Source organism: Pseudoalteromonas lipolytica, from assembly GCF_003515105.1.
GTDB classification, from domain to species: domain Bacteria; phylum Pseudomonadota; class Gammaproteobacteria; order Enterobacterales; family Alteromonadaceae; genus Pseudoalteromonas; species Pseudoalteromonas lipolytica.
Window position 1 is genome coordinate 1,704,027 of record NZ_CP032090.1, and the last position, 24,140, is coordinate 1,728,166.

Sequence of the window (24,140 nt, forward strand, 5' to 3'; positions counted from 1 at the left end):
AGCCCGCTTGTGTATGTTATTAATTTAATTAGATTTTACAAGCACCGCCTGCACAACCATCATCTTCCACCTCAGGTGTAAGCTCATCTTGAGCATCTGAAGCGCCATCACGGGTGTTATGATAATACAACGTTTTAACACCCAGTTTATATGCTGAAAGGAGGTCTTTTAAAAGCACCTTCATAGGTACTTTACCGCCTTCGTACTTAGATGGATCATAATTTGTATTCGCAGAGATCGTTTGGTCAACGAACTTCTGCATAATGCCCACTAATTGCAGATAACCATCGTTTGATGGGATATCCCAAAGTAGCTCATAATTGTCTTTTAGGCGCTCATACTCTGGTACTACTTGTTTCAAGATACCATCTTTACTTGCTTTAACACTGATGTGTCCACGCGGTGGCTCAATACCATTTGTTGCATTAGAGATTTGTGATGAAGTCTCTGATGGCATTAATGCCGACAATGTTGAGTTACGCATACCATGTTCTTTAATGTTTGCGCGCAGTGTATCCCAATCTAAGTGAAGAGGTTCATCACAGATTTGGTCAAGGTCGCGCTTGTACGTATCTGTTGGCATAATACCTTGCGAGTACGTTGTTTCATTAAATTTAGGGCAAGCACCACGTTCTTTAGCAAGCTCATTTGATGCTTTCATTAAATAATATTGAATTGCTTCAAATGTTTGGTGCGTTAATGCATTTGCACTACCGTCAGAATAACGTTTACCGTTTTTAGCAAGGTAGTATGCGTAGTTGATGACACCAATACCTAACGTGCGACGACCCATGGTTGCGTTTTTCGCTGCAGGGACAGGGTAGTCTTGGAAATCAAGTAAGTTATCAAGCGCACGTACTGCAAGTTCAGCAAGCTCTTCTAACTCATCAAGTGACTCAATTGCACCTAAGTTGAATGCAGAAAGTGTACACAGTGCGATTTCGCCTTCTTCGTCCATTACGTTACTAAGTGGCTTAGTCGGTAATGCAATTTCTAAACATAAGTTAGACTGACGGATCGGTGCTACCGTTGAGATAAACGGGCTATGAGTATTACAGTGGTCAACGTTTTGTAAGTAAATACGACCTGTACTAGCACGCTCTTGTGCGAACATTGAGAACAGCTCAATCGCTTTAATACGTTTTTTACGAATCGACTCATCTTGCTCGTATTTTACGTATAGCTCATCAAATTTAGCTTGGTCTTCGAAGAATGCATCGTAAAGACCCGGTACGTCTGATGGGCTGAATAAAGTAATGTAGTCGTCTTTAATTAAACGGCTGTACATTAATTTGTTGAACTGTACACCGTAATCTAGATGACGAACACGGTTGTCATCAACACCACGGTTATTTTTAAGGACTAATAAGTTTTCAACTTCTAAATGCCACAGCGGGTAGAATAGGGTTGCTGCACCACCACGGACACCGCCTTGAGAACAGCTCTTAACCGCCGTTTGGAAGTGTTTATAAAATGGAATACACCCAGTATGGTATGCTTCACCGTTACGGATTGGGCTACCTAAAGCACGAATACGGCCCGCATTAATACCAATACCTGCACGTTGTGATACGTATTTTACAATCGCAGATGATGTCGCATTAATTGAATCAAGGCTATCACCACACTCAATCAGTACACATGAACTAAATTGACGCGTAGGTGTACGCACACCAGCCATAATAGGAGTCGGCAATGAAATTTTGAATGTCGAAACCGCGTCATAAAAGCGCTTGATGTAATCAAGGCGTGTTTCTCGAGGGTAGTCAGAGAATAAGCTCGCTGCCACTAAGATATATAAAAACTGCGCGCTTTCGTAAATTTCACCCGTTACACGGTTCTGTACTAGGTATTTCCCTTCAAGCTGCTTTACAGCGGCATAGCTGAAGTTTAGATCACGGTTATGATCAATATACGCATCTAACTCGTCAATTTCTTGCTCAGTGTAATCAACGAGTAAGTGTTGATCATAACGTTTGTCTTCAACCAGTTTTGTAATGTGGTCGTATAAACGCGGCGGCTCAAATTGACCATACGCTTTCTTACGTAAATGGAATACAGCTAAACGAGCAGCAAGGTATTGATAATCAGGGGTATCTTTAGAGATCTGATCGGCTGCTGCTTTAATGATAGTTTCGTGAATGTCGTCAGTACGAATGCCATCGTAAAATTGAATATGTGATTTCAATTCAACTTGTGACACAGACACATTATTTAGACCTTCGGCGGCCCAAGCGATGACGCGATGGATCTTATCTAGATCAAGTGACTCTTTACGGCCGTCACGTTTGCTTACAGATAGCTGTTGGTTCATAGTTTTGCCTGTATTCCTTGGGAAATTATATTTTTAGTGACAAAGGTATTCTTAATTATAATTATTATTAGCACCAGCATGAGTCAATTGAATAACATTTAGCCACAATATCTGGTGTTCTTTAAAACGCAGATCACAAGATAGTGTGGTCTGCGATCATTTGCAAGGGATAGAAATGCCCCATTTTGTGGATAACTATTGGATAAACGAATTGTGTTAGTAAGCATTAACCTTTGATCATTCATTGATGATGAAATTTGTAAAAATCAACTCAAGATCTACAAAAATTATCGTTTTTAAAAATAATTTCTGACTGTTTTTTTTATCAACAAAGTTTGCTTAAAACTCAACCCAATCACAATATATGGTGTTTTAACTTAAAACTAACACTATATATGGATAAATCCATCAGTTGGAGTTTGCCAGTTAAAATCTGCGCCCCAGCTCAGTGCGGAATCCACACTTGGTATATAACCCCAAAGTGCAGTTGCACTGTACATATTGGCAGCTTTTGCTGCTTGTATGTCGCGTTCGGCATCACCTATGTATAAGCAACGCGTTGGATCAACATCGAGCATGTTTGCAGTATGAATAAGTGGCTCTGGCGATGGTTTAGCAACTGCTAAGGTATCACCACTCACGACAGCCATGGCATTAGCAAGGCTTGGGATAGCTTGCACCAATGGCTCGGTTAAAAAGCCGGGCTTATTGGTCATGATCCCCCATTTAATGCTGTTTTGCTCAAGTGAGGCGAGAAGTTGCTCTATGCCATTAAAGCACTTGCTATGAATCGCAATGTCTTCTGCATAATAGTCGAGCAGTTGCTGCCTTAATGCTAATTGTTCAACGTCGGGCCATTTATCACCAAAGCCGACCTCTAATAATGCATTGGCCCCATTTGACGCTGCTGGGCGATAAATGCTTTTATCAACAGGCGCGATATTCGCATCTGCTAATACGCGATTTAATGCGCCGCCAAGGTCATCCGCAGTATCGAGTAATGTGCCATCTAAATCAAAAATAAAGGCATCAAAAGCGATATCAGGATTACAACCAGCCATTAGGCAAGTTTCTCAAAATGAAGAATGTAATTAACACTCACATCATCATTTAAACTGTATTGCTTAGAAAACGGATTATAGCTGAGGCCTGTGCTTGCTCTTACTTTTAAGCCTGCATCTTCTGCCCATGCAATTAATTGGGCGGGTTTTATAAACTTTTTATGGTCGTGCGTGCCTTCGGGCACCATTTTTAATAACTTTTCAGCACCCACAATGGCGTATAAATACGCTTTAGGTGTTTTATTTAATGTCGAAAAGAACACATCGGCGCCAGGTTTTGCAAGCTCAGCGACCGCACGAATGATAGAAGCAGGGTCTGGCACGTGCTCTAACATTTCCATACAGGTGATTACATCAAAGCGAGCAGGGTGCTCTTTCGCAAACTCTTCAGCCGGTACTTTCATATAATCAACAGGGACACCGGTTTCTAAACTGTGTAACTTAGCAACGGTTAATGGCTCTTGACCCATATCGATGCCTGTTACTTTAGCTCCCATGCGTGCCATGCTTTCACTTAAAATGCCGCCACCACAGCCAACATCTAAGGTTTCTTTATCAAATAAGCCGCCAACTTTGTCGGCAACAAAATCCAAGCGAAGAGGATTTATTTCATGAAGAGGTTTGAACTCTCCGTCGCGGTCCCACCAACGTTCAGCGATGGCTTCAAACTTTGCAATTTCTGCATTATCTACATTTTGATGTTCGGTCATAAAAAACTTCCTCGTCAATCTGAGGCCATTATATAGGGGTAAATTAATAAATCGCAAAGATTTAGCGCCTGTAAATCTAAATTAATTGTGGTAGCATGGTCATGAAATAATAACTAAAGCTCTAAAGGCGGCGCTTTGCCTCTTTATGAGTCAATACTGAAGGAATGTGAAATCAAATGACTGATCTCGCCAATGAAATTCTGCCAGTCAATATTGAAGATGAATTAAAAAACTCCTACCTTGATTACGCAATGAGCGTAATTGTAGGACGTGCATTGCCAGACGTACGTGATGGTCTAAAACCTGTTCACCGTCGTGTTTTATTCGCAATGAACGAACTCAATAATGATTGGAATAAGCCTTACAAAAAATCAGCACGTGTTGTTGGTGATGTAATCGGTAAGTACCACCCACATGGCGACAGCGCGGTATATGACACCATCGTACGTATGGCGCAGCCTTTCTCATTACGCTATATGCTTGTTGATGGCCAAGGTAACTTTGGTTCAGTTGACGGTGACTCTGCGGCAGCAATGCGTTATACGGAAGTCCGTATGGCAAAAATGTCACATGAGCTATTAGCCGACCTCGAAAAAGAAACGGTTGATTACGTACCTAACTATGATGGTACGGAGCAAATTCCTGACGTATTACCGACGAAAGTACCTAACTTATTAGTGAATGGTTCATCGGGTATTGCGGTTGGTATGGCGACGAACATTCCGCCACATAACTTAACTGAAGTTATTAATGGGTGTTTGGCACTGATCCAAAACCCAGATATGACAATTGCTGATCTGATTGAATATATCCCAGGTCCAGATTTCCCTACAGCCGCGATCATTAATGGTAAGAAAGGCATAGAGCAAGCTTACCTAACGGGTCGTGGTAAAGTGTACATCCGCGCACGCGCAGAAATTGAAGTAGACGAAAAAACGGGTCGTGAAACGATCATCGTCCACGAAATTCCGTACCAAGTTAACAAAGCACGCTTGATTGAAAAAATCGCTGAACTTGTTAAAGACAAAAAAATTGAAGGCATTAGCGCACTCCGTGATGAATCAGATAAAGACGGTATGCGTATCGTTATCGAGATTAAACGTGGTGATGTAGGTGAAGTTATTCTGAATAACCTTTATGCACAAACACAGTTACAAACCGTGTTTGGTATGAATATGGTTGCACTTGATAACAACCAGCCTAAGTGTTTCAACTTAAAAGAAATGCTTGAAGCATTTATCATTCACCGCCGCGAAGTAGTCACCCGTCGTACGGTATTTGATTTACGCAAAGCCCGTGACCGTGCCCATACGCTTGAAGGCTTAGCGATTGCCCTTGCGAATATCGACCCAATCATTGAGTTAATTCGTAAATCACCTACGCCTGCTGAAGCAAAAGCAGCTTTAACAGCAAGGTCTTGGGAACTAGGCACTGTTAAAGCCATGCTTGAAAAAGCCGGTGAAGAAAATGTAGCGCGTCCTGATTGGCTAGCACCAGAGCTAGGTATTCGTGATGGTGAGTACTATTTATCTGAGCAACAAGCACAGGCGATCCTTGACCTACGTTTACACAAACTAACGGGTCTTGAGCATGAGAAGATCTTAGACGAGTACCAAACACTACTCGATCTTATTGCTGAACTACTTTATATCCTTTCAACCCCAGATCGCCTTATGGAAGTAATCCGCGACGAACTAGTTGAAATTAAAGAACAATATGGTGACGAGCGTCGTACAGAAATCAGTGCAGCAGCTCACGATATCAGCCTTGAAGACTTAATTAATGAAGAAGACGTTGTCGTAACGCTTTCTCATGAAGGGTATGTGAAGTATCAGCCATTATCAGACTACGAAGCACAACGTCGTGGTGGTAAAGGTAAATCAGCAACGAAGATGAAAGATGAAGATTTCATTGAACGTCTCCTTGTTGCAAATACACACGATACGATTCTGTGTTTCTCGACTGCTGGTCGTTTATACTGGCTGAAAGTATACCAATTACCACTTGCCAGCCGTGCAGCGCGTGGTAAGCCAATTGTGAACTTACTGCCACTTGAAGCTGACGAACGTATCACTGCAATTCTACCTGTACGTGAGTACGAAGAAGATAAATACATCTTCATGGCTACAGCATTTGGTACAGTTAAGAAAACACCATTAACGGCTTATAGCCGTCAACGTGCAAGCGGTATCATTGCGGTCAACCTAAATGAAGGCGATAGCCTAATTGGTGTTGATATCACTGATGGTACAAACGAAATCATGCTATTCACAGACGCAGGCAAGGTAGTACGCTTTAAAGAAGCGGAAGAGTCGACCGTCGTTGATGAAAATGGCAATCCGGTACTTGATGAAGAGGGTAACCCTGAAATCCGCTTCAAAGGTGTACGCCCAATGGGTCGTACTGCAACCGGTGTGCGTGGTATTAAGATGGCAGACGACCAACGCGTTGTGTCGTTAATTGTGCCTAAGACAGACGGTGCAATCCTCACCGTGACTGAAAATGGTTATGGTAAGCGTACAGCACTTGCCGATTACCCATCGAAGAGCCGTGCAACACAAGGTGTTGTATCAATCAAAGTAAGCGAGCGTAATGGCGCAGTGGTTGGTGCAGTACAAGTTGATGAAAACGACGAAATCATGATTATCTCTAATCGTGGTACGCTTGTACGTACTCGTGTTAATGAGGTTTCTACGGTTGGTCGTAATACGCAGGGCGTTATTTTGATACGAACTATTGACGAAGAGCAAGTAGTTGGTTTACAACGTATCGAAGAAATCGAAGTTGATGAGCTTGAAGCCATCGAAGGCGAGGGCGTTGAAGTAGTCGATACACATACTGAAGAAACGGTTGATAACCCACCTTCAGAGTAAAATTGATTTAAAAAGCGGCTTCGGCCGCTTTTTTTATCCGCACTATAATTACTGGAATGAGGCAAAGTAATGACTAAATATAATTTTTGTGCAGGACCGGCAATGTTACCGCCGGCAGTAATGCAAAAAGCACAAAAAGAATTTATAGATTGGCAAGGTTTAGGCGTATCTGTGATGGAAATCAGCCATCGTAGTAGCGACTTTTTAGAGCTTACAGCAAAATGTGAAGCAAGCTTACGTCGTCTAATGAATATCAGTGACGAATTTGAAGTTTTATTTATGCATGGCGGTGGCCGAGGCCAATTTAGTGCTGTACCACTAAATTTGCATTTAGCAGATAAGCCCGCGGTGTATTGTGAAAACGGTGTGTGGTCAAAAGGCGCGACACAAGAAGCCGAAAAGTTCACCGCAGTGACAAGTATTAATGTTCGTAATGACGAGCAGCAAAATGGCCAGTTTTCAATTAAACCAGCGACAAGCTGGGAATTACCAGCTGATGCGTCATACATTCACTATTGCCCAAATGAAACGGTTGATGGTATTGAGATTTTTGACGTGCCTTCACACCCATCTGCGCCAATAGTCGCCGATATGTCATCAACAATTTTGTCACGCGAAATTGACGTAAACCAGTTCGATGTCATTTATGCAGGCGCACAAAAGAACATCGGCCCATCGGGTTTAGCAATTGTTATTATTCGTAAAACGTTGCTTGAGCGCGAAGGTCTCGAAAAACCAGGTATTCTTGATTACGCATTAGAAGCAAAGCAAGGCAGCATGTACAACACGCCACCGACATTTGCATGGTACTTAGCAGCAGAAGTGTTTGAATGGTTAGAAGCAAACGGTGGCGTAAAAGCCATGGAAGAGCAAAATATTGCCAAAGCAGAATTGCTGTATAACTTTATCGACAATTCAGATTTTTATAATAATAAAGTTGCTAAGCATTGCCGATCGCGTATGAACGTACCATTTTGGTTAAACGATGAATCGCTTAATGACCAGTTTATTAAAGAATCGAAAGAAGCGGGTTTACTGGCGCTTGAAGGCCACCGCATTGTAGGTGGTATGCGCGCAAGTATTTATAACGCAATGCCACTTGCTGGTGTACAAGCCTTGGTTGATTTTATGGATAAATTCGCCAAGGAGAATAGCTAATATGGAACAGCTTCGTCTTGAACCTATCTCAAAGGTAAATGGCAGTGTCACGCTGCCGGGCTCAAAGAGCTTATCAAATCGTATTTTACTTTTGGCGGCGCTTGCACAGGGCACCACGGTCGTTGATAATTTGCTAGACAGTGATGATATTCGTCATATGTTAGGCGCACTTAAGCTATTGGGTGTGAATGTTACCTTAAATGACGATAAAACCGTTGCGACCGTTGAAGGTGTAGCAGGTAAATTCTTAACACCTAGCGAGCCGTTATTTCTCGGCAATGCTGGCACAGCTTATCGGCCTTTAACAGCGGTTCTTGCCGCTGTAGAGGGCGAGTATGAGCTTGTCGGTGAGCCACGTATGGAAGAGCGTCCTATTGGGCATTTAGTGGATGCTCTGCATGCGCTGGGTGGTGATGTTGAATATTTAAAACATAAAGATTATCCACCACTGGCCATTAAAGGCGGTAAAATTAATGGCGGCCAAGTTGAAATTGACGGCAGTATATCTAGTCAGTTTTTAACGGCCTTATTAATGGCAGCGCCATTATTTAATGGTGATACAGAAATCCGTATTAAAGGTACGTTAGTATCAAAACCTTATATTGATATTACCTTAGATGTTATGCAGCGTTTTGGTGTGTTAGTTAAACACGACAACTACGAAGTATTTTATGTAAAAGGGTGCCAACAATACCAAGCACTAGAGCGCATTATGGTCGAAGGTGATGCATCGAGCGCATCATACTTTGTTGCAGCTGCCGCAATAGCGGGTGGTGAAATAGAAATTAACGGTGTTGGTGCTGCGTCTGTTCAAGGTGACATTGGCTTTGCTAAAGTGATGGAACAAGTGGGCGCTAAGATTGATTGGTACGATGAAAAGCTGGTTGTGCGTAAAGGTGAACTTAACGCGGTTGATATCGACGCAAACGCTATTCCTGATGCGGCCATGACACTGGCCACTGTTGCGTTATTCGCAAAAGGTACAACTGCAATCCGCAATATCTATAACTGGCGTGTAAAAGAAACAGACCGCTTGTACGCCATGGCGACAGAACTTCGTAAAGTGGGCGCTGAGGTAGTCGAAGGTGAAGATTTCATCGAAATTACACCGCCAAAAACATTTAATGATGTAGCGATAGATACATACAATGATCACCGTATTGCCATGTGCTTTGCGATGGTGGCCGTTGGCGGTAAGCCAATAACCATTAATGATCCTAAGTGTACATATAAAACTTTTCCAACGTTTTTCAAGGTACTAGAGTCTGTCTCAAGTCAATAAAACAGAAGAAAATATAAAAAGTTACATTCAAAGTGCGGATCTATTACGAGAACTGACGTATAATGTTGCGGTTTTATTTTGGTGTGCATTGCAGGAGGTTATAAATGCAGGCGTTATTAATGCCCGTAATCACCATTGATGGCCCAAGTGGTTCAGGTAAAGGAACTGTTTGTCGCTTGTTAGCCGAGAAATTAGGTTGGGATGTATTAGACAGCGGGGCGATTTATCGTGTGCTGTCACTTGCTGCACTTCATCATCAAATTGAATTAGACAATGAAGATGCATTAGTGCCGCTGGCTGCAAACTTAGATGTACAGTTTTTGGTAGATAGCCAAACACACACGTCTAAAATTGTACTAGAAGGCGAAGACGTCACAACAACAATTCGCAACGAAGAAGTCGGTGCTGCAGCCTCAAAAGTCGCTGCTTTACCACGCGTAAGAGAAGCATTATTGCGTCGTCAACGCGCGTTTCGTTCTGAAAGCGGATTAATTGCAGATGGTCGCGATATGGGCACGGTTGTGTTTCCAGACGCGCCATTAAAAATATATTTAACAGCGACTGCTGAGGAGCGTGCGCGTCGTCGCTTTGCTGAGTTGAACGATCGTGGACTAGATGTTACACTAAGTGGTCTACTTGAGGACATAAAAGCACGCGATCACCGTGATATGACACGTGAAGTTGCGCCGCTTGTGCCTGCAAAAGATGCCATTGAAATCGATACTAGCGAGTTCAATGCAATGCAAGTGTTTGATAAAGTTATTACTTTAGTCGACGAAGCCGTACTTGCGGGTAAGCTCCCTAAAGCTAAAAAGTAAATTTTTTAATGTGCCGGCAGGATGCCAGCGCTATTTTAACAACCCCATGCAGCATGGTTGCTAATTGGTTATTTAATTATTTAGAGACGTATAATGTCAGAAAATTTTGCGCAGTTATTTGAAGAAAGCCTAAAGGGTTTTGAAGCAGAGCAAGGCTCTATCGTTAAAGGTACAGTTATCTCAATCGAGAACAACATCGTACTTGTTGATGCTGGTCTTAAATCTGAGAGTGCAATCCCTGCTGAGCAATTCAAAAATGCTGCTGGTGAACTAGAAGTTGCTGTTGGCGACGAAGTAGATGTTGCGTTAGATGCAATCGAAGACGGTTTCGGTGAAACTATCCTTTCTCGTGAGAAAGCGAAGCGTCACGAAGCGTGGATCCGCTTAGAAAAAGCATGTGAAGAGCAAGAAACTGTTACTGGTGTTATCAACGGTAAAGTTAAAGGCGGTTTCACTGTTGAAGTTGATTCAATCCGTGCTTTCCTACCTGGTTCACTTGTTGATGTTCGTCCAGTACGTGACACAACTCACCTTGAAGGTAAAGAGCTTGAGTTCAAAGTAATCAAGCTTGACCAAAAACGTAACAACGTTGTTGTTTCTCGCCGTGCAGTTATCGAATCAGAAAACTCACAAGAGCGTGAAGAACTTCTTGCTAACCTTGTTGAAGGTCAAGAAGTTAAAGGTATCGTTAAGAACCTTACTGACTACGGTGCGTTCGTTGACCTTGGTGGTGTTGACGGTCTACTACACATCACAGACATGGCGTGGAAGCGTGTTAAGCACCCTTCAGAAATCGTTAATGTTGGCGACGAAATCGCAGTTAAAGTTCTTAAATTCGACAAAGATAAAACTCGTGTATCTCTAGGTCTTAAACAACTTGGCGAAGATCCATGGGCAGCTATCGCTGGTCGTTACCCAGAAGGTTCTAAGCTTTCTGGTCGTGTTACTAACCTTACAGATTACGGCTGTTTCGTTGAAATCGAAGAAGGCGTTGAAGGTCTAGTACACGTTTCTGAAATGGATTGGACTAACAAGAACATCCACCCTTCAAAAGTTGTTTCACTAGGTGACACTGTTGAAGTTATGGTTCTTGAAATCGACGAAGAGCGTCGTCGTATTTCTCTTGGTCTTAAGCAATGTATTGCTAACCCATGGCAAGAATTTGCTCGTCTACAAAACAAAGGCGACCAAGTTACTGGTAAGATCAAATCAATCACTGACTTCGGTATCTTCATCGGTCTTGAAGGCGGTATTGACGGTCTTGTTCACCTTTCAGACATTTCTTGGAACACGCCAGGCGAAGAAGCTGTACGTGAATTCAAGAAAGGCGACGAAATCACTGCTATCGTATTGCAAGTTGACCCAGAGCGTGAGCGTATCTCTCTAGGCGTTAAGCAAATCGAAGCTGACCCTTTCAATAACTACCTGGACGCAAACAAAAAAGGTGCTATTGTTAAAGGTAAAGTGACTGAAGTTGATGCGAAAGGCGCAACTGTTGAGCTAATCGAAGGCGTTGAAGGTTACATCCGTGTAGCTGATATCGCTCAAGAGCGCGTTGAAGATGCTACTACTGTAGTTTCTGCAGGCGACGAAATCGAAGCGAAATACGTTGGTGTTGATCGTAAGAACCGCACTTTAAGCTTATCTGTTAAAGCTCTTTTCGAAGCAGAAGAGAAAGAAGTACTAGAGAAGCTTAAGAAAGAAGAGCCAGCGTTTGAAAACGCAATGGCTGCAGCATTCAAAAATGCTCAAAAAGACTAATCTATAGTCTTTAATTGGAAGGGCAGTTTTGCCCTTCCTTTATCTCTTTTTAAGGAAACGTTATGACTAAGTCAGAATTGATAGAACAACTAGCTGAACAACACGCACACATTCCAGTGAAAGATGTTGAAAATGCCGTTAAAGAAATTCTTGAACAAATGGCCGGTTCATTATCTAGCTCAGATCGTATCGAGATCCGTGGCTTTGGAAGTTTCTCATTGCATTATCGTTCTCCGCGCACAGGTCGTAATCCAAAGACTGGCGAAACAGTTGAGCTAGACGGTAAGCACGTACCACATTTTAAACCAGGTAAAGAATTACGTGACCGCGTAAATGCGAGTATTGCCTAGTTTTATACAGGAGTAGTTACTTGTTTAGGGTATTAAAAATTGTATTAATAGCGCTGTGCTTATTTATTGCATTTGTACTTGGTTCACAAAATCCACAACTTGTGCAAATCAATTATTTAATTGCCAGTAATACGTTGCCCTTAGCTGTTGTAATAAGTATCTGCTTTATTTTAGGTGTCGCCATTGGTTGTTTTATAAGCTTTACACTGTTTTCGCAGTTAAAGTGGCAAAATTATCGCTTAAAGAAAAAGTTAGCGCCTGAAAAAAACAATAAAAAGCTTGTTGCTAATAAAGACACCTAATCATGATTGAGCTTCTGTTTTTACTTTTACCCGTTGCAGCCGGTTACGGCTGGATAATGGGTAAAAACAGTGCTAAAAACCAAGCTCATCAGCTTAATCGCCAAATCACCTCTGAATATTCTAAAGGCCTAAAGTTTCTCTTAGACAGAGAAGAAGACCAAGGCTTAGAACACTTAATTAATCTTCTTGAAGTTGCAGCAGACTCCGTTGAACACTATTCAACATTGGCGACCATGTTTCGCCGTCGTGGCGAGTTAGACCGTGCAATTAAAATTCATGAGCTGTTATTAAAACACCCCAGTTTAGATGAACAACAAGCAGCCTCCAGCCGTTTAGAGCTTGCCGAAGATTATATTATGGCAGGGCTGTTAGATGGTGCGGAAGAGCATTTAGTCTGGCTTGTGAAAGCCGGATACAAAGAAGCCTTAGAGCCTATTATTAACCTATATTCGCAAACGCGAGAGTGGGATAAAGGCATTAACATGTACGAGGCGCACAGTGAGCTATTTACAAAACCGCAGCATGTTAAAGCCATTGCTAATTTTTATTGTGAAGCCGCTTTACAAGACAACGATACACAAATTATGCGCAAGGCGATTAGCTTAAACCACAAAGCTATTCGCCCTTTGTATGAGCTCGGCCACAGCGCTTTTACCAAAGAAGATTATGTGAAAGCAATTTACTACTGGCGAGAGCTAATTAGCCAGTTTACCTTTTTTGCCCCTGTGTTTATTGAAGAGCTGGCGATGAGTTATGACAAACTTAACTTAACGCATCAATTTCATGATTTACTGAATGAACTGCTCGAAAAAGGGGGAGTATTAATAAAAATAAAGCATTGCCAAGCACTCCTTGAACAAGGGCATATTGAGCAAGCCATTAAATTTTTAACTGACAGTTTAAAGCGCCATCCCACGATCCGTGGTTTCAGCTTTTTATTACAACTGCTCGCGAAACAAAATAACGATATTAAAGATGTATTAGATCAAATTGATAAATTGGTTACCTCTTATATCGCAACCAAACCTGATTTTCAGTGCCAGCATTGTGGCTTTACCAGTCATACCATCTATTGGGTGTGTCCATCTTGTAAACACTGGGAAACAATTGTTCCAAGCCGTGGCATAGACGGTTTTTAATTCATATTAGTCCATTAGTTTTTTAGGAAAGTTATGTCTGTCGAAGATTCAAAAAAAGTATTAATTGCCCTTGATTATGACGATCAACAAACAGCGCTTACGTTTGTAAAGCAATTATCGCCTGAAACGTGTCGCCTTAAAGTAGGCAAAGAAATGTTCACGTATTTTGGCCCTAGCTTTGTAAAAGAACTAATAGATCTTGGGTTTGATGTTTTCTTAGACCTGAAATTTCATGATATTCCAAACACCGTTGCAAAAGCTGTTACAGCAGCTGCAAAAATGGGTGTATGGATGGTTAACGTGCATGCTTCTGGCGGCGTTGAAATGATGACCAAAGCAAAGCAAGCATTAGAGCAGTTTGGTGATGACGCACCATTATTGATTGCAGTAACAGTATTAACCAGCATGGATGCCGCCGAACTTACTCGCTTAGGTGTAGATAAAACACCTGAAGAGCAGGTTATCTACCTAGCAAAACTAGCTAAAGAATCAGGCCTTGATGGAGTAGTGTGCTCAGCGCAAGAAGCGAAAAAGTTAAAAGCAGAGCTAGGCGCAGACTTTAAACTGGTTACCCCAGGTATTCGCCCTGCAGGTAGCGATGCTGGTGACCAAAAACGCATTATGACACCAAAGCAAGCTGTTGAAGATGGCAGCGATTATTTAGTCGTTGGCCGCCCAATCACCCAATCTGCAGACCCAGTGGCAACACTAAAAGAAATTAATGACTCGCTAAAATAACCTGCGTTATTTAATCTGAATAAAGAGCAAAGTTTTTACTTTGCTCTTTTTGTTTAAGGGCTTAATTATCAGGGGGATATTTGCTTACAGTTTGTGCAAAGTAAATACATGACTAATAAAAACCGTGCATTTATTGATTTTATGAAACAAAAGTTGCTTAATAATTAGCCTAATTCATGAATAGTGATTTTACTCATCTATTGACTCACTTCATTTCAAAATTATTCAGTCTTGCTCTTAAACTCCAAAGTCTCCGATGATATAAGCCTTTAATTACTATTGCGTGCTGTATACACGTTGTGACCATGCAGAATTAACAAGTAGTGTACGTCTACTTTAAACAACACATGAACAACAAAAATGAACAAACACCTCTGCAGAAACAACAAACAAAGAGTAGAAAATTTTCTACTCCTTTATGTTATTCGTAGTCTGAAGCATAAGTATCTTCGTAAGAGTGAGAGTAAAACTCAAATAGGTTGCCAAATGGGTCTTCTAGGTAAACCATTTGCGCTTGCTTTAGTTCATCTTCAGGATGATAACGGTGGATATCCATGCGAACTCTGCCACCATACTCTTCAACACGTTTAATTGCTGTTTCAAACTGCTCCTTTGGTAACTGTAAACAGAAATGGAAGATACCAAGGCGCGAGAAATCAACGTTGTGGCGCTCTTCGCGGTCAACCATTTCAAACAGCTCAACACCGATACCATCAGTAGTTACTAAGTGAGCAATATTAAAACTTTTGAAGCCTTCACCGAATACCGCAATACACATGCGACCGATTGCTGATTTTCGCTCTTCTATAACTCTGATGTTATTCATTACAATTCTAAGGCCTAGCGCTTTAGTGTAGAACTCAACCGCTTTGTCCATATCGCCAACCATAATACCAACATGATTCATTTTCATAATTTTCTCCTAGATATTGCTGAAATATAAAATCTAATTAATGAGTAAATTATATGAACGCTTATTGATAAAATGAAATTATCGATTATTATGAAAATGATAATTTAAAGTTATGAAAGGGTAGTATGCTAAATCCTGTTTGGTTAGAAACGTTTATAACGCTTGTTGATGTTGGGCACTTTACACAAACCGCCGAAAAACTTTATATGACTCAACCGGGAGTTAGCCAGCACATCAACAAACTCGAAGAGGCGTGTGGATGTAAGTTAATTAAAAGAGAGAAGAAGTCATTTTCAATTACTGAGCAAGGTCGGTTGGTTTACAACCATGCGAAAGCGTTAATAAGGAATGAAAAGTTTCTCTTTGAGCAACTAAGCTTTGATGACCCTTTATCAGGAGAATGCACCTTAGCTTGCTCTGGTTCAGTGGCGTTACTACTTTACCCAAGGTTATTACCACTTCAAAATCAACATCCCAACATTCACATTAATATTAAAGCAGCCCCTAATCATCAAATTTTGGCTGATATCAAAAACGGACATATTGACCAAGGAATTGTGACCAATATACCCAATGAAAGTTTCTTTGATTTTGAAGAGCTTGGCAAAGAAGAGCTGTGTTTGATTTTGCCCCAAAAAGCTAATGTTAATAATAGCTGGGAGCGATTATTTTCAGAGTTAGGGCTAATCAATCATCCAGATGCCGAACATTATTTGTCTTTGTATTTTAAGCAATCATTAGAACAAGAATTAACACAACTAGATGTTAGCAAAATTCCTGTTGTCGGTTCAATTAACCAAATTAGCCAAATCTTAGAACCAATCGCTCAAGGCATTGGCTTTACCGTATTACCCAAAAGTGCCGTTGACAGTTTTTATCTCCCTAAACGTTTAAAGGTTTTCAAACCTAAACAACCAGTAATAGAAAGTTTATATTTGGTCTGTAAAAAAAACAGAGTATTACCTGCTCGTTATGATACTTTTAATTCAATTATTCGGCAGACATGGGCTTAGGTTCGCTATTCACTCAAAGCCAACCTATAGAGCATTTACTCAGTGGTTTTTGGACAAAAACGTTTCAGCCAGAATAGTTGAAACGAAGATGGACATTTTCGTGTCAGTGACATCACTAAATTAGTAACGTACGGATTACTAAAAGTATGGAAAATCACTCAATCTAATGTGTAGCTCTGGTGATAAGGAAGAGCTACATGAACTCATTATTATCAATTTTAAGGTTACTTTTGATAAACTCGATAAATGATGAAATTCGCAGAGATGTTGCTGAGTTTTTATAGTAAATGGCATGAATAGGTTGCTCTATTCTGAGAGAAGAATCCTTGAACAGCTCTACCAAACTGCCATTTTTCCTATCTCTATATGTCATAAAATCAGATAAGCATGCGATGCCTGCTCCACTTAACGCTAAATGTCGAATTACCTCACCATTATCTGCTTGCAAGTTACTCGTTGCTTTAAAAACCTTATCGTTTTCATTCATGAGTGGCCAATTTTTCAAAATCTCAGGCTTACTAAATCCCAATAGCCTATGGCTGGATAGTTCATCAATACAACTTGGCGCACCAAATTTCTCTAGATACTCAGGGCTAGCAACAATGCGTATTCTGCTGCTACCAATAAATACAGCTCTCAATGTTGAATCTTTAAGTTGACCAATACGGATAGCAATATCCGTTTGTTTTCCGACTAAATCAATATTCTCTTCACTTGTATTCAGTTCGATTTCAACGTCAGGGTACAGCGTTTGGTAATGGGTAATACAAGGTGCAAGTCCGTGAATTGCGAAGGGCGTTGCTGCATTAATTCGTAAAAGACCTGAAGGCTTATCTTTTTGGACTCTTAATTGATCCTCTGCGAAATCAACTTCTTCGAGTATTTTTCGAACTCTTTTTAGGTAAATTCTTCCTTCTGACGTAACACTTAACCTACGAGTAGTACGACTCAATAACGTAGTTTCTAGTTTTGTTTCCAGTCTTGAGATAGTTCTGCTCACTGCAGCTGGTGTAATAGAAAGAATTTCTGACGCCCCTCGTACCGTTCCTGTATCTACAACAGCGACTAGTGCCTTCATCTCATCCAAAGTCGATTTCATTCGTTACCTTTTGTAAATTAAAAATTGATTAATATTAACTTTAATGAATTAGTCCTGCCAAGTAAAGTTAGTACTCACAGCAACAACATAAAAACTTTGGAGACGTTATGACAGTACCTTCATTTGGTGTAGGCACTTTTCGCTTAGAGGGCGAGGTGGTAAAAAGTTCAGTATTAAACGCATTAGAAGTTGGCTATCGCGCGATTGATACTGCTCAAATCTATGGTAATGAAGCGAGCATTGGAGAAGCATTAGTGGATTCTGGCATACCTAGAGAAGAGTTGTACATCACAACCAAAATCTGGGTAGACAATATGTCTAAGGCTGAACTCATCCCAAGCCTCAAGGAAAGTCTAGAGAAACTGAAAATGGACTATGTGGATCTAACACTAATTCACTGGCCTGGTGAGAGTGAAAATATCGAAGAGTATATGCAGGCTCTGCTAGAGGCAAAATCCCTTGGGCTAACTAAAGAAATTGGGGTGTCAAATTTCAATATTGAGTTGTTACACAAAGCCTTCGATGCAGTAGGCAAAGAAAATATTGCTACAAACCAAATTGAGCTAAGTCCATACTTGCAAAACCAGAAATTAGTCTCATATATGCGAGAAAACGGTATACAAGTAACCTCTTACATGACATTAGCCTATGGTGAAGTTTTAAAGGAATCTTTGATTATTGATATTGCAGGTAAGTACAAAGCAACACCAGCGCAAGTAGTGTTGGCGTGGGCATTAGCCAAGGAATTTGCCGTGATCCCATCGTCAACCAAACGCGAAAATCTCATCAGCAACCTGCAAGCAAAGCAACTCGGATTGACGATTGAAGACATTGATTTGATCGATGGTCTTGAACGCAATGGGCGTCAAGTGAGCCCTGATGGTCTTGCTCCAGAATGGGATGATTAAAATGAGTAATGTATTAATTATCAACGGCGGTAAAAAGTTTGCTCACTCTGAAGGAACACTTAATCGTAGGTTGGTAGAACTAGCACATGGATGTTTAATCGAGTTAAACCATGATGTCAAAGTTACTGAAGTCGATAGTGGCTACGATATAGAAACTGAAATTGAAAAATGGTTATGGGCAGATGTCGTAATCCACCAAAATCCTGCATGGTGGATGGGAGCCCCTTGGATTGTGAAAAAGTATATTGATGACGTGTTTACCCTTGGTCATGGTCGTTTGTATCAAAGCGATGGGAGAACAAGAAGTGATAGCGACAAAAAATATGGTTCTGGTGGGTTGCTTCAAGGCAAAAAGTATATGCTTTCGGTTACATGGAATGCCCCACAAGATTCGTTTACTGATCCTTCTCAGTTTTTTGAAGGGGTAGGTGTTGACGGTGTGTACTTGCCATTTCATAAAGCTCATCAGTTTTTGGGCATGTCTCCTTTGGGCACCTTTATGTGTAATGATGTCATTAAAAACCCTCAGGTAGAAAACGACTTTGATAGGTATAAAGCACACTTGAAAGAAGTGTTTTCAAGTTAATCTAGAACAATACAGTCACCTCTTGGCTGCACCTGATTGTACAGGATTACAATCTATCCATCCTCTTATATACAGAGAGGATGGGGGTTAGGCATGAGATAATTTGTACACATTACTCGATGTATTGGTGATAGTAAAAGTAGGTCAAACTTCAAACCATACTCTGAGGTAAAGCGCAGTCGAAACACATAAAGGGGCATTATAGTGTTAGAAAATTTACCGCGCCTATTTGTTACAGCTATCAAAACCAATAAAAAAAGAGTAAAGCTTTCACTTTACTCTTTTTCATATATATCAATAATCTTGTTAGCTCGTAGCTCGTAGCTCGTAGCTCGTAGCTCGTAGCTCGTAGCTCGTAGCTCGTAGCTCGTAGCTCGTAGCTCGTAGCTCGTAGCTCGTAGCTTATTTCAACCTAATTGACGTGGCTTCAATATCAATCAAACCTTGTTTAAACAAACCGCCGATGGCTTTTTTGTAGTTTGCTTTACTGGTCGAAAAGGTTTTTCTAATTGCTTCTGGGTCAGATTTGTCACCTAGGTGTAAAATACCGCCTTCGGCTTTTAATTTATCTAGAATTTTTTCGCTAAGGTCGTTTACTTTACCCATGCCTGGTTTTTCGAGTAGTACGTCAATCTTTCCATCTTCACGTACTTTTTGAATGTAACCAGTTAAGCGTTGGCCAACGAATAACTTTTTGAATACTGTGTTGTAATACACCACACCAATGTGTGCTTCGTTAACCAGTACTTTGTAACCTAGGTCTGTTTTGCCCGCAACAATTAACTCAACTTCTTCCATTGGTGCATAGTTAGGCTCATCTTTTGATAAAAACTTATTAAAGTTACTTGATGCACAAATACGCTGACTGGCGTTATCTAGGTATAAGCGTACTAAATACGAAAAGCCTTCTTTCATTTTTGGCTTTTGTTCGTTGTATGGTGCAAGCACATCTTTCTCTAAACCCCAGTCCATAAATGCACCGGTGTTGTTAATTGCTTTGACGCGCAATAGGGCGTATTCGCCAACTTGAGCAAGTGGCTTTTTAGTGGTACCAGTCGGGTGGCCAGCATGATCAAGGTAAATGAATACTTGAACACTGTCGCCAGCTTCAATTTCGTATTCAATTTCTTTGCTAGGTAAAAACACTTCACCTAAATCGCGGCCATCTAAATAGGCGCCTTCGTTTGATATTTCGTTAACGAATAATGTTTGGGTAGTTCCAAGAATGCTCATTATTATTCCTGTTCTGGTTTTTTCTTACGACGCATAGGTGAAAAACCATCCACATCAATAGGGGGTTTAACTGGCGCTTTTGGTTTTTTAGGAGCGGCTTTACGTTTAGGTTTCACTGGTTTTGCAGATATTTTTTCTTCTGCTTTTTTCCAAACAGTATCCGCTTTTTTCTCGCGTAGGCCTTTAAATTTACCTACTAAGCCCTCGACGGTGAAAAAGCTAAGTTCATCATTTAAGAATGCTTTAATTGCTTTATAGCTAGGCCAGTCTTTTGGACCGACAAGCGATATTGCAGTGCCTTTAAAACCGGCGCGTCCTGTACGGCCAATACGGTGAACGTATTCTTCGGCATGTTTAGGTAAATCAAAGTTAATGACGTGAGTAACACTTAATAAATCAAGACCACGTGATGCGACGTCGGTGGTAATTAATATTTTAAAATTCTCACGACTGAAAGCGTCCATGATCTCCAAACGTTTTGTTTGCGTTAAATCGCCAGCAAGCGCTTGCGCTTTAAAGCCTTTATCATTTAGCCATTGGCTTAAACGTTGGGTGTCGGCGCGGGTTGCAGTAAAGATAATGCACTGACCAACATCGTCTTGTTTTACAAAGTGCTCAAGTAGGGCTTCTTTGTGATCAAGGTGATCCGCTAAATAAAGCTTTTGCGTTATGTCGCTGTGCTGCTCGTTAGAGGCACTTAATAAAATTTGTTTTGGTGAACGTAATAAGTTACGTGATAGAGCATCTACCTGTGCATGATCTAGCGTCGCCGAAAACAATAAAGTTTGACGTAAACGATGATCGGCAAGTTCGTTGATCATTTTAACTTGCTCGGTAAAGCCTAAATCTAAAATACGGTCTGCTTCATCGAAAATGAGTAATTCAAGGCCCGAAAGCTGCAATGAGCGTTGCCCTAAATGGTCAGCAAGACGACCCGGTGTGCCCACAACAAAATGAGGGTCTTTACGAAGCGCCTTAATTTGGTCGTTAAAGTTTTCACCACCTAAAATTTTCACCGCGCTTATATTTGTGCCAGCAATTAGTAGCCTAAGTTGGCTATACACTTGAGTAGCCAGCTCGCGAGTAGGGGCCACTATTAAAACGCGAGGATCTCGTTTACTGAGTGCTTTTTGTTTCATTACGCGCTGTACAGCGGGTAATAAGAACGCCAGCGTTTTGCCCGACCCTGTTTTTGACTGTGCAAAAATGTCATGGCCCGCGATAGCTGTTGGTACCGCGTGAGCTTGAATATCGGTGGGCTGGGTGATGCCTTGATGCGCAAGTTGTTTTTCGAGGCGTGTATCAATCCCAAGTTCAGTAAAATGCAATGCTTAATCTCCGATGAGCAAAATTAGTAAATCGTGTTTATTATAACGTACTTGCCATAGTTGGAGACAGTAAAAACACAGCTATTTCGTTAGAGTTTTTGCAATTAGTGTTAATTCGCGTAAAATACGCGCCCTCAATGCGCCGGATTTGCGATTCGGTTAACGCCAATTATGGCATTTAAAGCAAAAGGTAACCTATGACTGCTGTACATAAAGACAATGTAACCAGCGAACACTTCGTTGTGTGCGCACTGTACAAATTTGTAGCCCTTCCAGATTTTGAAGCAATTCGCCAACCATTACTCAATGTGATGGAAGAAAATGAAGTACGCGGTACCTTGTTATTAGCGGCTGAAGGTATTAACGGTACGGTGTCTGCAAAGCGAGAAGGTATCGACAATCTACTTGCATGGTTAGATACACAACCAAACCTAGACAACATTGTGACTAAAGAGTCATACGACGATGAATGTCCGTTTTACCGCACTAAGGTTAAACTGAAAAAAGAAATCGTAACCATGGGTGTTGAAGGTATCGACCCGCGTGAAGTAGTGGGTACATACGTAAAACCAGCTGACTGGAATGCATTAATTTCAGACCCTGAAGTGATCTTAATCGATACGCGTAACGATTACGAAATCGAAATTGGTACTTTCCAAAACGCGGTCGATCCACGAACTAAAACGTTCCGTGAATTCCCTGCGTGGGCTAAAGAAAACCTTGACCCTGAAAAGCACAAAAAAGTGGCTATGTTCTGTACGGGTGGTATCCGTTGTGAAAAATCAACGGCGTATATGAAAGAACAAGGTTTCGACGAAGTTTTCCATTTAGAAGGCGGTATTCTTAAGTACTTAGAAGAAGTACCAAAAGAAGAAACCATGTGGGAAGGTGAATGTTTTGTATTTGATAACCGTGTAGCGGTTAATCACGACTTACAAAAAGGTTCATACGACCAATGTCATGCGTGCCGTATGCCTATCACAGAAGACGAAAAGTTAAAGCCAGAATACATGGAAGGTGTATCGTGCCATCACTGTCACGACAGCCTAACAGAAGAGCAGCGTGCTCGTTTTGCTGAGCGTCAAAAGCAAATCGAATTAGCACAAGCTCGTGGCGAAGGCCACATTGGCAACGAAGCTCAAGAAGTACTTCGTAAACGTAAAGAAGCTAAAAAAGCGCAAAAAGAAGCACAGCGCCAACAATAAGTTTCCACTTCTAATGCATAATATACAAGCCTCAGCATAGTCTGGGGCTTTTTTATGACCTAAACATTATCTGCCACTCATACAGCTAATTAATGTCAGTAAGTGGCTAAATGTCACCGTGATAACACACCCCATTTAACGACTAAATAGGTGCACTGTTTTACATCGCTTTCGATAGGATTTATTACCTTGAAGCAGAGCACTTGAATATAAGCACAGGTATTATTAATTTCGCCTCATCATTTTGTTTATTAAACGAAGTCTTGTTTTTATTGATCACAAAGCTGTTACACTTCGTAACAATTAAAACGATTCTTATTTAGGTGAACTTTTGACAATTGGCAAATTATATTCATGGACCTTAATCGCCTGTATTTCCTGCATATCTGTTGCACAGGCGGCCAATGTGGTTGTTGAACCCGTTACAACTGAAAAAGCAAAACAGCAAATTAAAGCCGTTGGAAACGCAGAGGCGATTCATTCAGTTACGTTGTACCCCGCAGTGGGTGACAGAGTGACCGCGGTGTATTTTAAACCGGGCGATAATGTGTCAAAAGGTGATTTATTACTCGAACTAGACTCACGCAGACAACAAGCCGCCCTTAAAGAAGCTGAAATTACCTTAAAAGATGCCGAGCGCACCATGAAAAGGCTTGAAGAGAGTCATGCCCGAGGTGCTGTTCCGCAAAGCGATTTAGATGATGCTAAAACCCTTTATGAACTAGCAAAAGTAAAGTTAATGCACGCTAAAACTGAACGTGAAGATCGTGAGATCCGGGCGCCTTTCAGCGGCGTAATGGGCCTTACCGATGTAGAAGTTGGGGACAGGATCACCGCACAAACTGCAATAGCGACCATCGATGACATTTCTCAGCTGTATATTAATTTTAATGCGCCTGAGGCCGCAATTTCTGTGCTTAAGCAGAAGTCTGAGGTAGAGGTTATTCCATGGTTAGGTGATAAAGTGTATACCGCAACAGTGGCTGAGTTAGACTCACGTATCAATGCACAAACACGCACGATAAGAACCAAAGCAAAACTAGATAACAATGAAAAGCAGTTTATGCCAGGCATGAGCTTTCGCGTGCACATTAATATTCGAGGCGATGAATATGCTGTAGTCCCAGAAGCAGCCATGATGTGGGGTTCCGCAGGTCCGTATGTATGGAAAAGTGTCGATAAAAAAGCAACCCGTGTTGATGTAAAAATTGAGCAGCGTTTAGCAGGGCGATTGCTCGTATCAGGGGGGTTAAATAAAGGCGACTTGTTAGTGACAGAGGGGGTACAACGATTACGCCCTAACCAAGAGCTGACATTTGCTAACGACGTTAAGCTTGCCAAGGAGTAAT

At 41.2% G+C, this 24,140-nt stretch carries 21 protein-coding genes; 14 read left to right on the forward strand and 7 right to left on the reverse strand.

The genetic code is table 11. From position 1 onward, the window contains the following. Positions 1-28 precede the first annotated feature (28 nt). The 3 genes from nrdA to ubiG form a co-directional block, all read right to left on the reverse strand. Positions 29-2,314, reverse strand: a complete 2,286-nt coding sequence (gene nrdA / locus D0907_RS07740) for a class 1a ribonucleoside-diphosphate reductase subunit alpha (protein WP_036968599.1) — start codon at positions 2,312-2,314, stop codon at positions 29-31. Between the two features lie 389 nt (positions 2,315-2,703). Further along, positions 2,704-3,375, reverse strand: coding sequence for an HAD family hydrolase (locus D0907_RS07745; RefSeq protein WP_118844232.1), 672 nt, complete (start codon positions 3,373-3,375; stop codon positions 2,704-2,706). Further along, positions 3,375-4,085 (reverse strand): bifunctional 2-polyprenyl-6-hydroxyphenol methylase/3-demethylubiquinol 3-O-methyltransferase UbiG, encoded by a 711-nt coding sequence (gene ubiG / locus D0907_RS07750; protein WP_075593609.1) that lies wholly within the window; start codon positions 4,083-4,085, stop codon positions 3,375-3,377. The genes D0907_RS07745 and ubiG overlap by 1 nt, the downstream gene beginning before the upstream one ends. Before the next feature lie 176 nt (positions 4,086-4,261). Here ubiG and gyrA point away from each other — a divergent pair, with 176 nt between their 5' ends. The 9 genes from gyrA (at position 4,262) to pyrF (ending at position 14,506) form a co-directional block, all read left to right on the forward strand. Continuing rightward, positions 4,262-6,958 carry a DNA topoisomerase (ATP-hydrolyzing) subunit A gene (gene gyrA / locus D0907_RS07755; protein WP_036968590.1) on the forward strand — a complete coding sequence of 899 codons (2,697 nt, stop codon included), beginning with the start codon at positions 4,262-4,264 and terminating at the stop codon, positions 6,956-6,958. Positions 6,959-7,027: 69 nt separating this feature from the next. After that, complete coding sequence (gene serC, locus D0907_RS07760) at positions 7,028-8,116, forward strand: 3-phosphoserine/phosphohydroxythreonine transaminase (RefSeq protein WP_036968587.1); 1,089 nt, start codon at positions 7,028-7,030, stop codon at positions 8,114-8,116. 1 nt (position 8,117) lies between these two features. Next, positions 8,118-9,398 carry a 3-phosphoshikimate 1-carboxyvinyltransferase gene (gene aroA / locus D0907_RS07765; protein WP_118844233.1) on the forward strand — a complete coding sequence of 427 codons (1,281 nt, stop codon included), beginning with the start codon at positions 8,118-8,120 and terminating at the stop codon, positions 9,396-9,398. 104 nt (positions 9,399-9,502) lie between these two features. Next, positions 9,503-10,216, forward strand: a complete 714-nt coding sequence (gene cmk / locus D0907_RS07770; RefSeq protein ID WP_118844234.1) for a (d)CMP kinase — start codon at positions 9,503-9,505, stop codon at positions 10,214-10,216. Between the two features lie 93 nt (positions 10,217-10,309). Beyond that, complete coding sequence (gene rpsA / locus D0907_RS07775; protein WP_036968578.1) at positions 10,310-11,977, forward strand: 30S ribosomal protein S1; 1,668 nt, start codon at positions 10,310-10,312, stop codon at positions 11,975-11,977. Positions 11,978-12,039: 62 nt separating this feature from the next. After that, on the forward strand, positions 12,040-12,327 hold the full coding sequence (gene ihfB, locus D0907_RS07780; protein ID WP_036968575.1) for an integration host factor subunit beta: 288 nt from the start codon (positions 12,040-12,042) through the stop codon (positions 12,325-12,327). Between the two features lie 20 nt (positions 12,328-12,347). Next, complete coding sequence (locus D0907_RS07785; protein WP_054551349.1) at positions 12,348-12,629, forward strand: lipopolysaccharide assembly protein LapA domain-containing protein; 282 nt, start codon at positions 12,348-12,350, stop codon at positions 12,627-12,629. A gap of 2 nt (positions 12,630-12,631) precedes the next feature. Further along, complete coding sequence (lapB, locus tag D0907_RS07790) at positions 12,632-13,768, forward strand: lipopolysaccharide assembly protein LapB (RefSeq protein WP_065979890.1); 1,137 nt, start codon at positions 12,632-12,634, stop codon at positions 13,766-13,768. A gap of 33 nt (positions 13,769-13,801) precedes the next feature. Further along, complete coding sequence (gene pyrF / locus D0907_RS07795) at positions 13,802-14,506, forward strand: orotidine-5'-phosphate decarboxylase (RefSeq protein WP_036968566.1); 705 nt, start codon at positions 13,802-13,804, stop codon at positions 14,504-14,506. Between the two features lie 421 nt (positions 14,507-14,927). On the opposite strand, the gene D0907_RS07805 is transcribed toward pyrF, so the two are convergent. After that, entirely contained in the window at positions 14,928-15,419 is a 492-nt protein-coding gene (locus tag D0907_RS07805) for a VOC family protein (RefSeq protein WP_118844235.1), read from the reverse strand. 125 nt (positions 15,420-15,544) lie between these two features. Here D0907_RS07805 and D0907_RS07810 point away from each other — a divergent pair, with 125 nt between their 5' ends. Next, positions 15,545-16,432, forward strand: coding sequence for a LysR family transcriptional regulator (locus D0907_RS07810; protein ID WP_118844236.1), 888 nt, complete (start codon positions 15,545-15,547; stop codon positions 16,430-16,432). 193 nt (positions 16,433-16,625) lie between these two features. On the opposite strand, the gene D0907_RS07815 is transcribed toward D0907_RS07810, so the two are convergent. After that, positions 16,626-17,531, reverse strand: coding sequence for a LysR family transcriptional regulator (locus D0907_RS07815; RefSeq protein ID WP_065979893.1), 906 nt, complete (start codon positions 17,529-17,531; stop codon positions 16,626-16,628). Between the two features lie 107 nt (positions 17,532-17,638). Between D0907_RS07815 and dkgB the strand changes: the two genes are divergently transcribed. Together dkgB and D0907_RS07825 are read left to right on the forward strand one after the other, a co-directional pair. Further along, positions 17,639-18,439: a 2,5-didehydrogluconate reductase DkgB gene (dkgB, locus tag D0907_RS07820; protein WP_118844237.1), complete on the forward strand. Its 801-nt coding sequence runs from the start codon at positions 17,639-17,641 to the stop codon at positions 18,437-18,439. A 1-nt stretch (position 18,440) separates the two neighbouring features. Further along, the gene (locus D0907_RS07825) at positions 18,441-19,025 is read left to right on the forward strand and encodes an NAD(P)H-dependent oxidoreductase (RefSeq protein WP_065979895.1); all 585 of its coding nucleotides are present in this window, start codon (positions 18,441-18,443) and stop codon (positions 19,023-19,025) included. A gap of 402 nt (positions 19,026-19,427) precedes the next feature. On the opposite strand, the gene D0907_RS07830 is transcribed toward D0907_RS07825, so the two are convergent. Further along, the gene (locus D0907_RS07830) at positions 19,428-20,258 is read right to left on the reverse strand and encodes a CvfB family protein (protein ID WP_036968547.1); all 831 of its coding nucleotides are present in this window, start codon (positions 20,256-20,258) and stop codon (positions 19,428-19,430) included. Positions 20,259-20,260: 2 nt separating this feature from the next. Continuing rightward, positions 20,261-21,586: a DEAD/DEAH box helicase gene (locus D0907_RS07835; RefSeq protein WP_065979896.1), complete on the reverse strand. Its 1,326-nt coding sequence runs from the start codon at positions 21,584-21,586 to the stop codon at positions 20,261-20,263. A gap of 197 nt (positions 21,587-21,783) precedes the next feature. Here D0907_RS07835 and trhO point away from each other — a divergent pair, with 197 nt between their 5' ends. Next, on the forward strand, positions 21,784-22,791 hold the full coding sequence (gene trhO / locus D0907_RS07840) for an oxygen-dependent tRNA uridine(34) hydroxylase TrhO (protein WP_118844238.1): 1,008 nt from the start codon (positions 21,784-21,786) through the stop codon (positions 22,789-22,791). Positions 22,792-23,122: 331 nt separating this feature from the next. Continuing rightward, a complete protein-coding gene (locus D0907_RS07845) occupies positions 23,123-24,139 on the forward strand; it encodes an efflux RND transporter periplasmic adaptor subunit (RefSeq protein WP_118844239.1) in 1,017 nt (338 codons plus the stop codon). Position 24,140 lies beyond the last annotated feature (1 nt).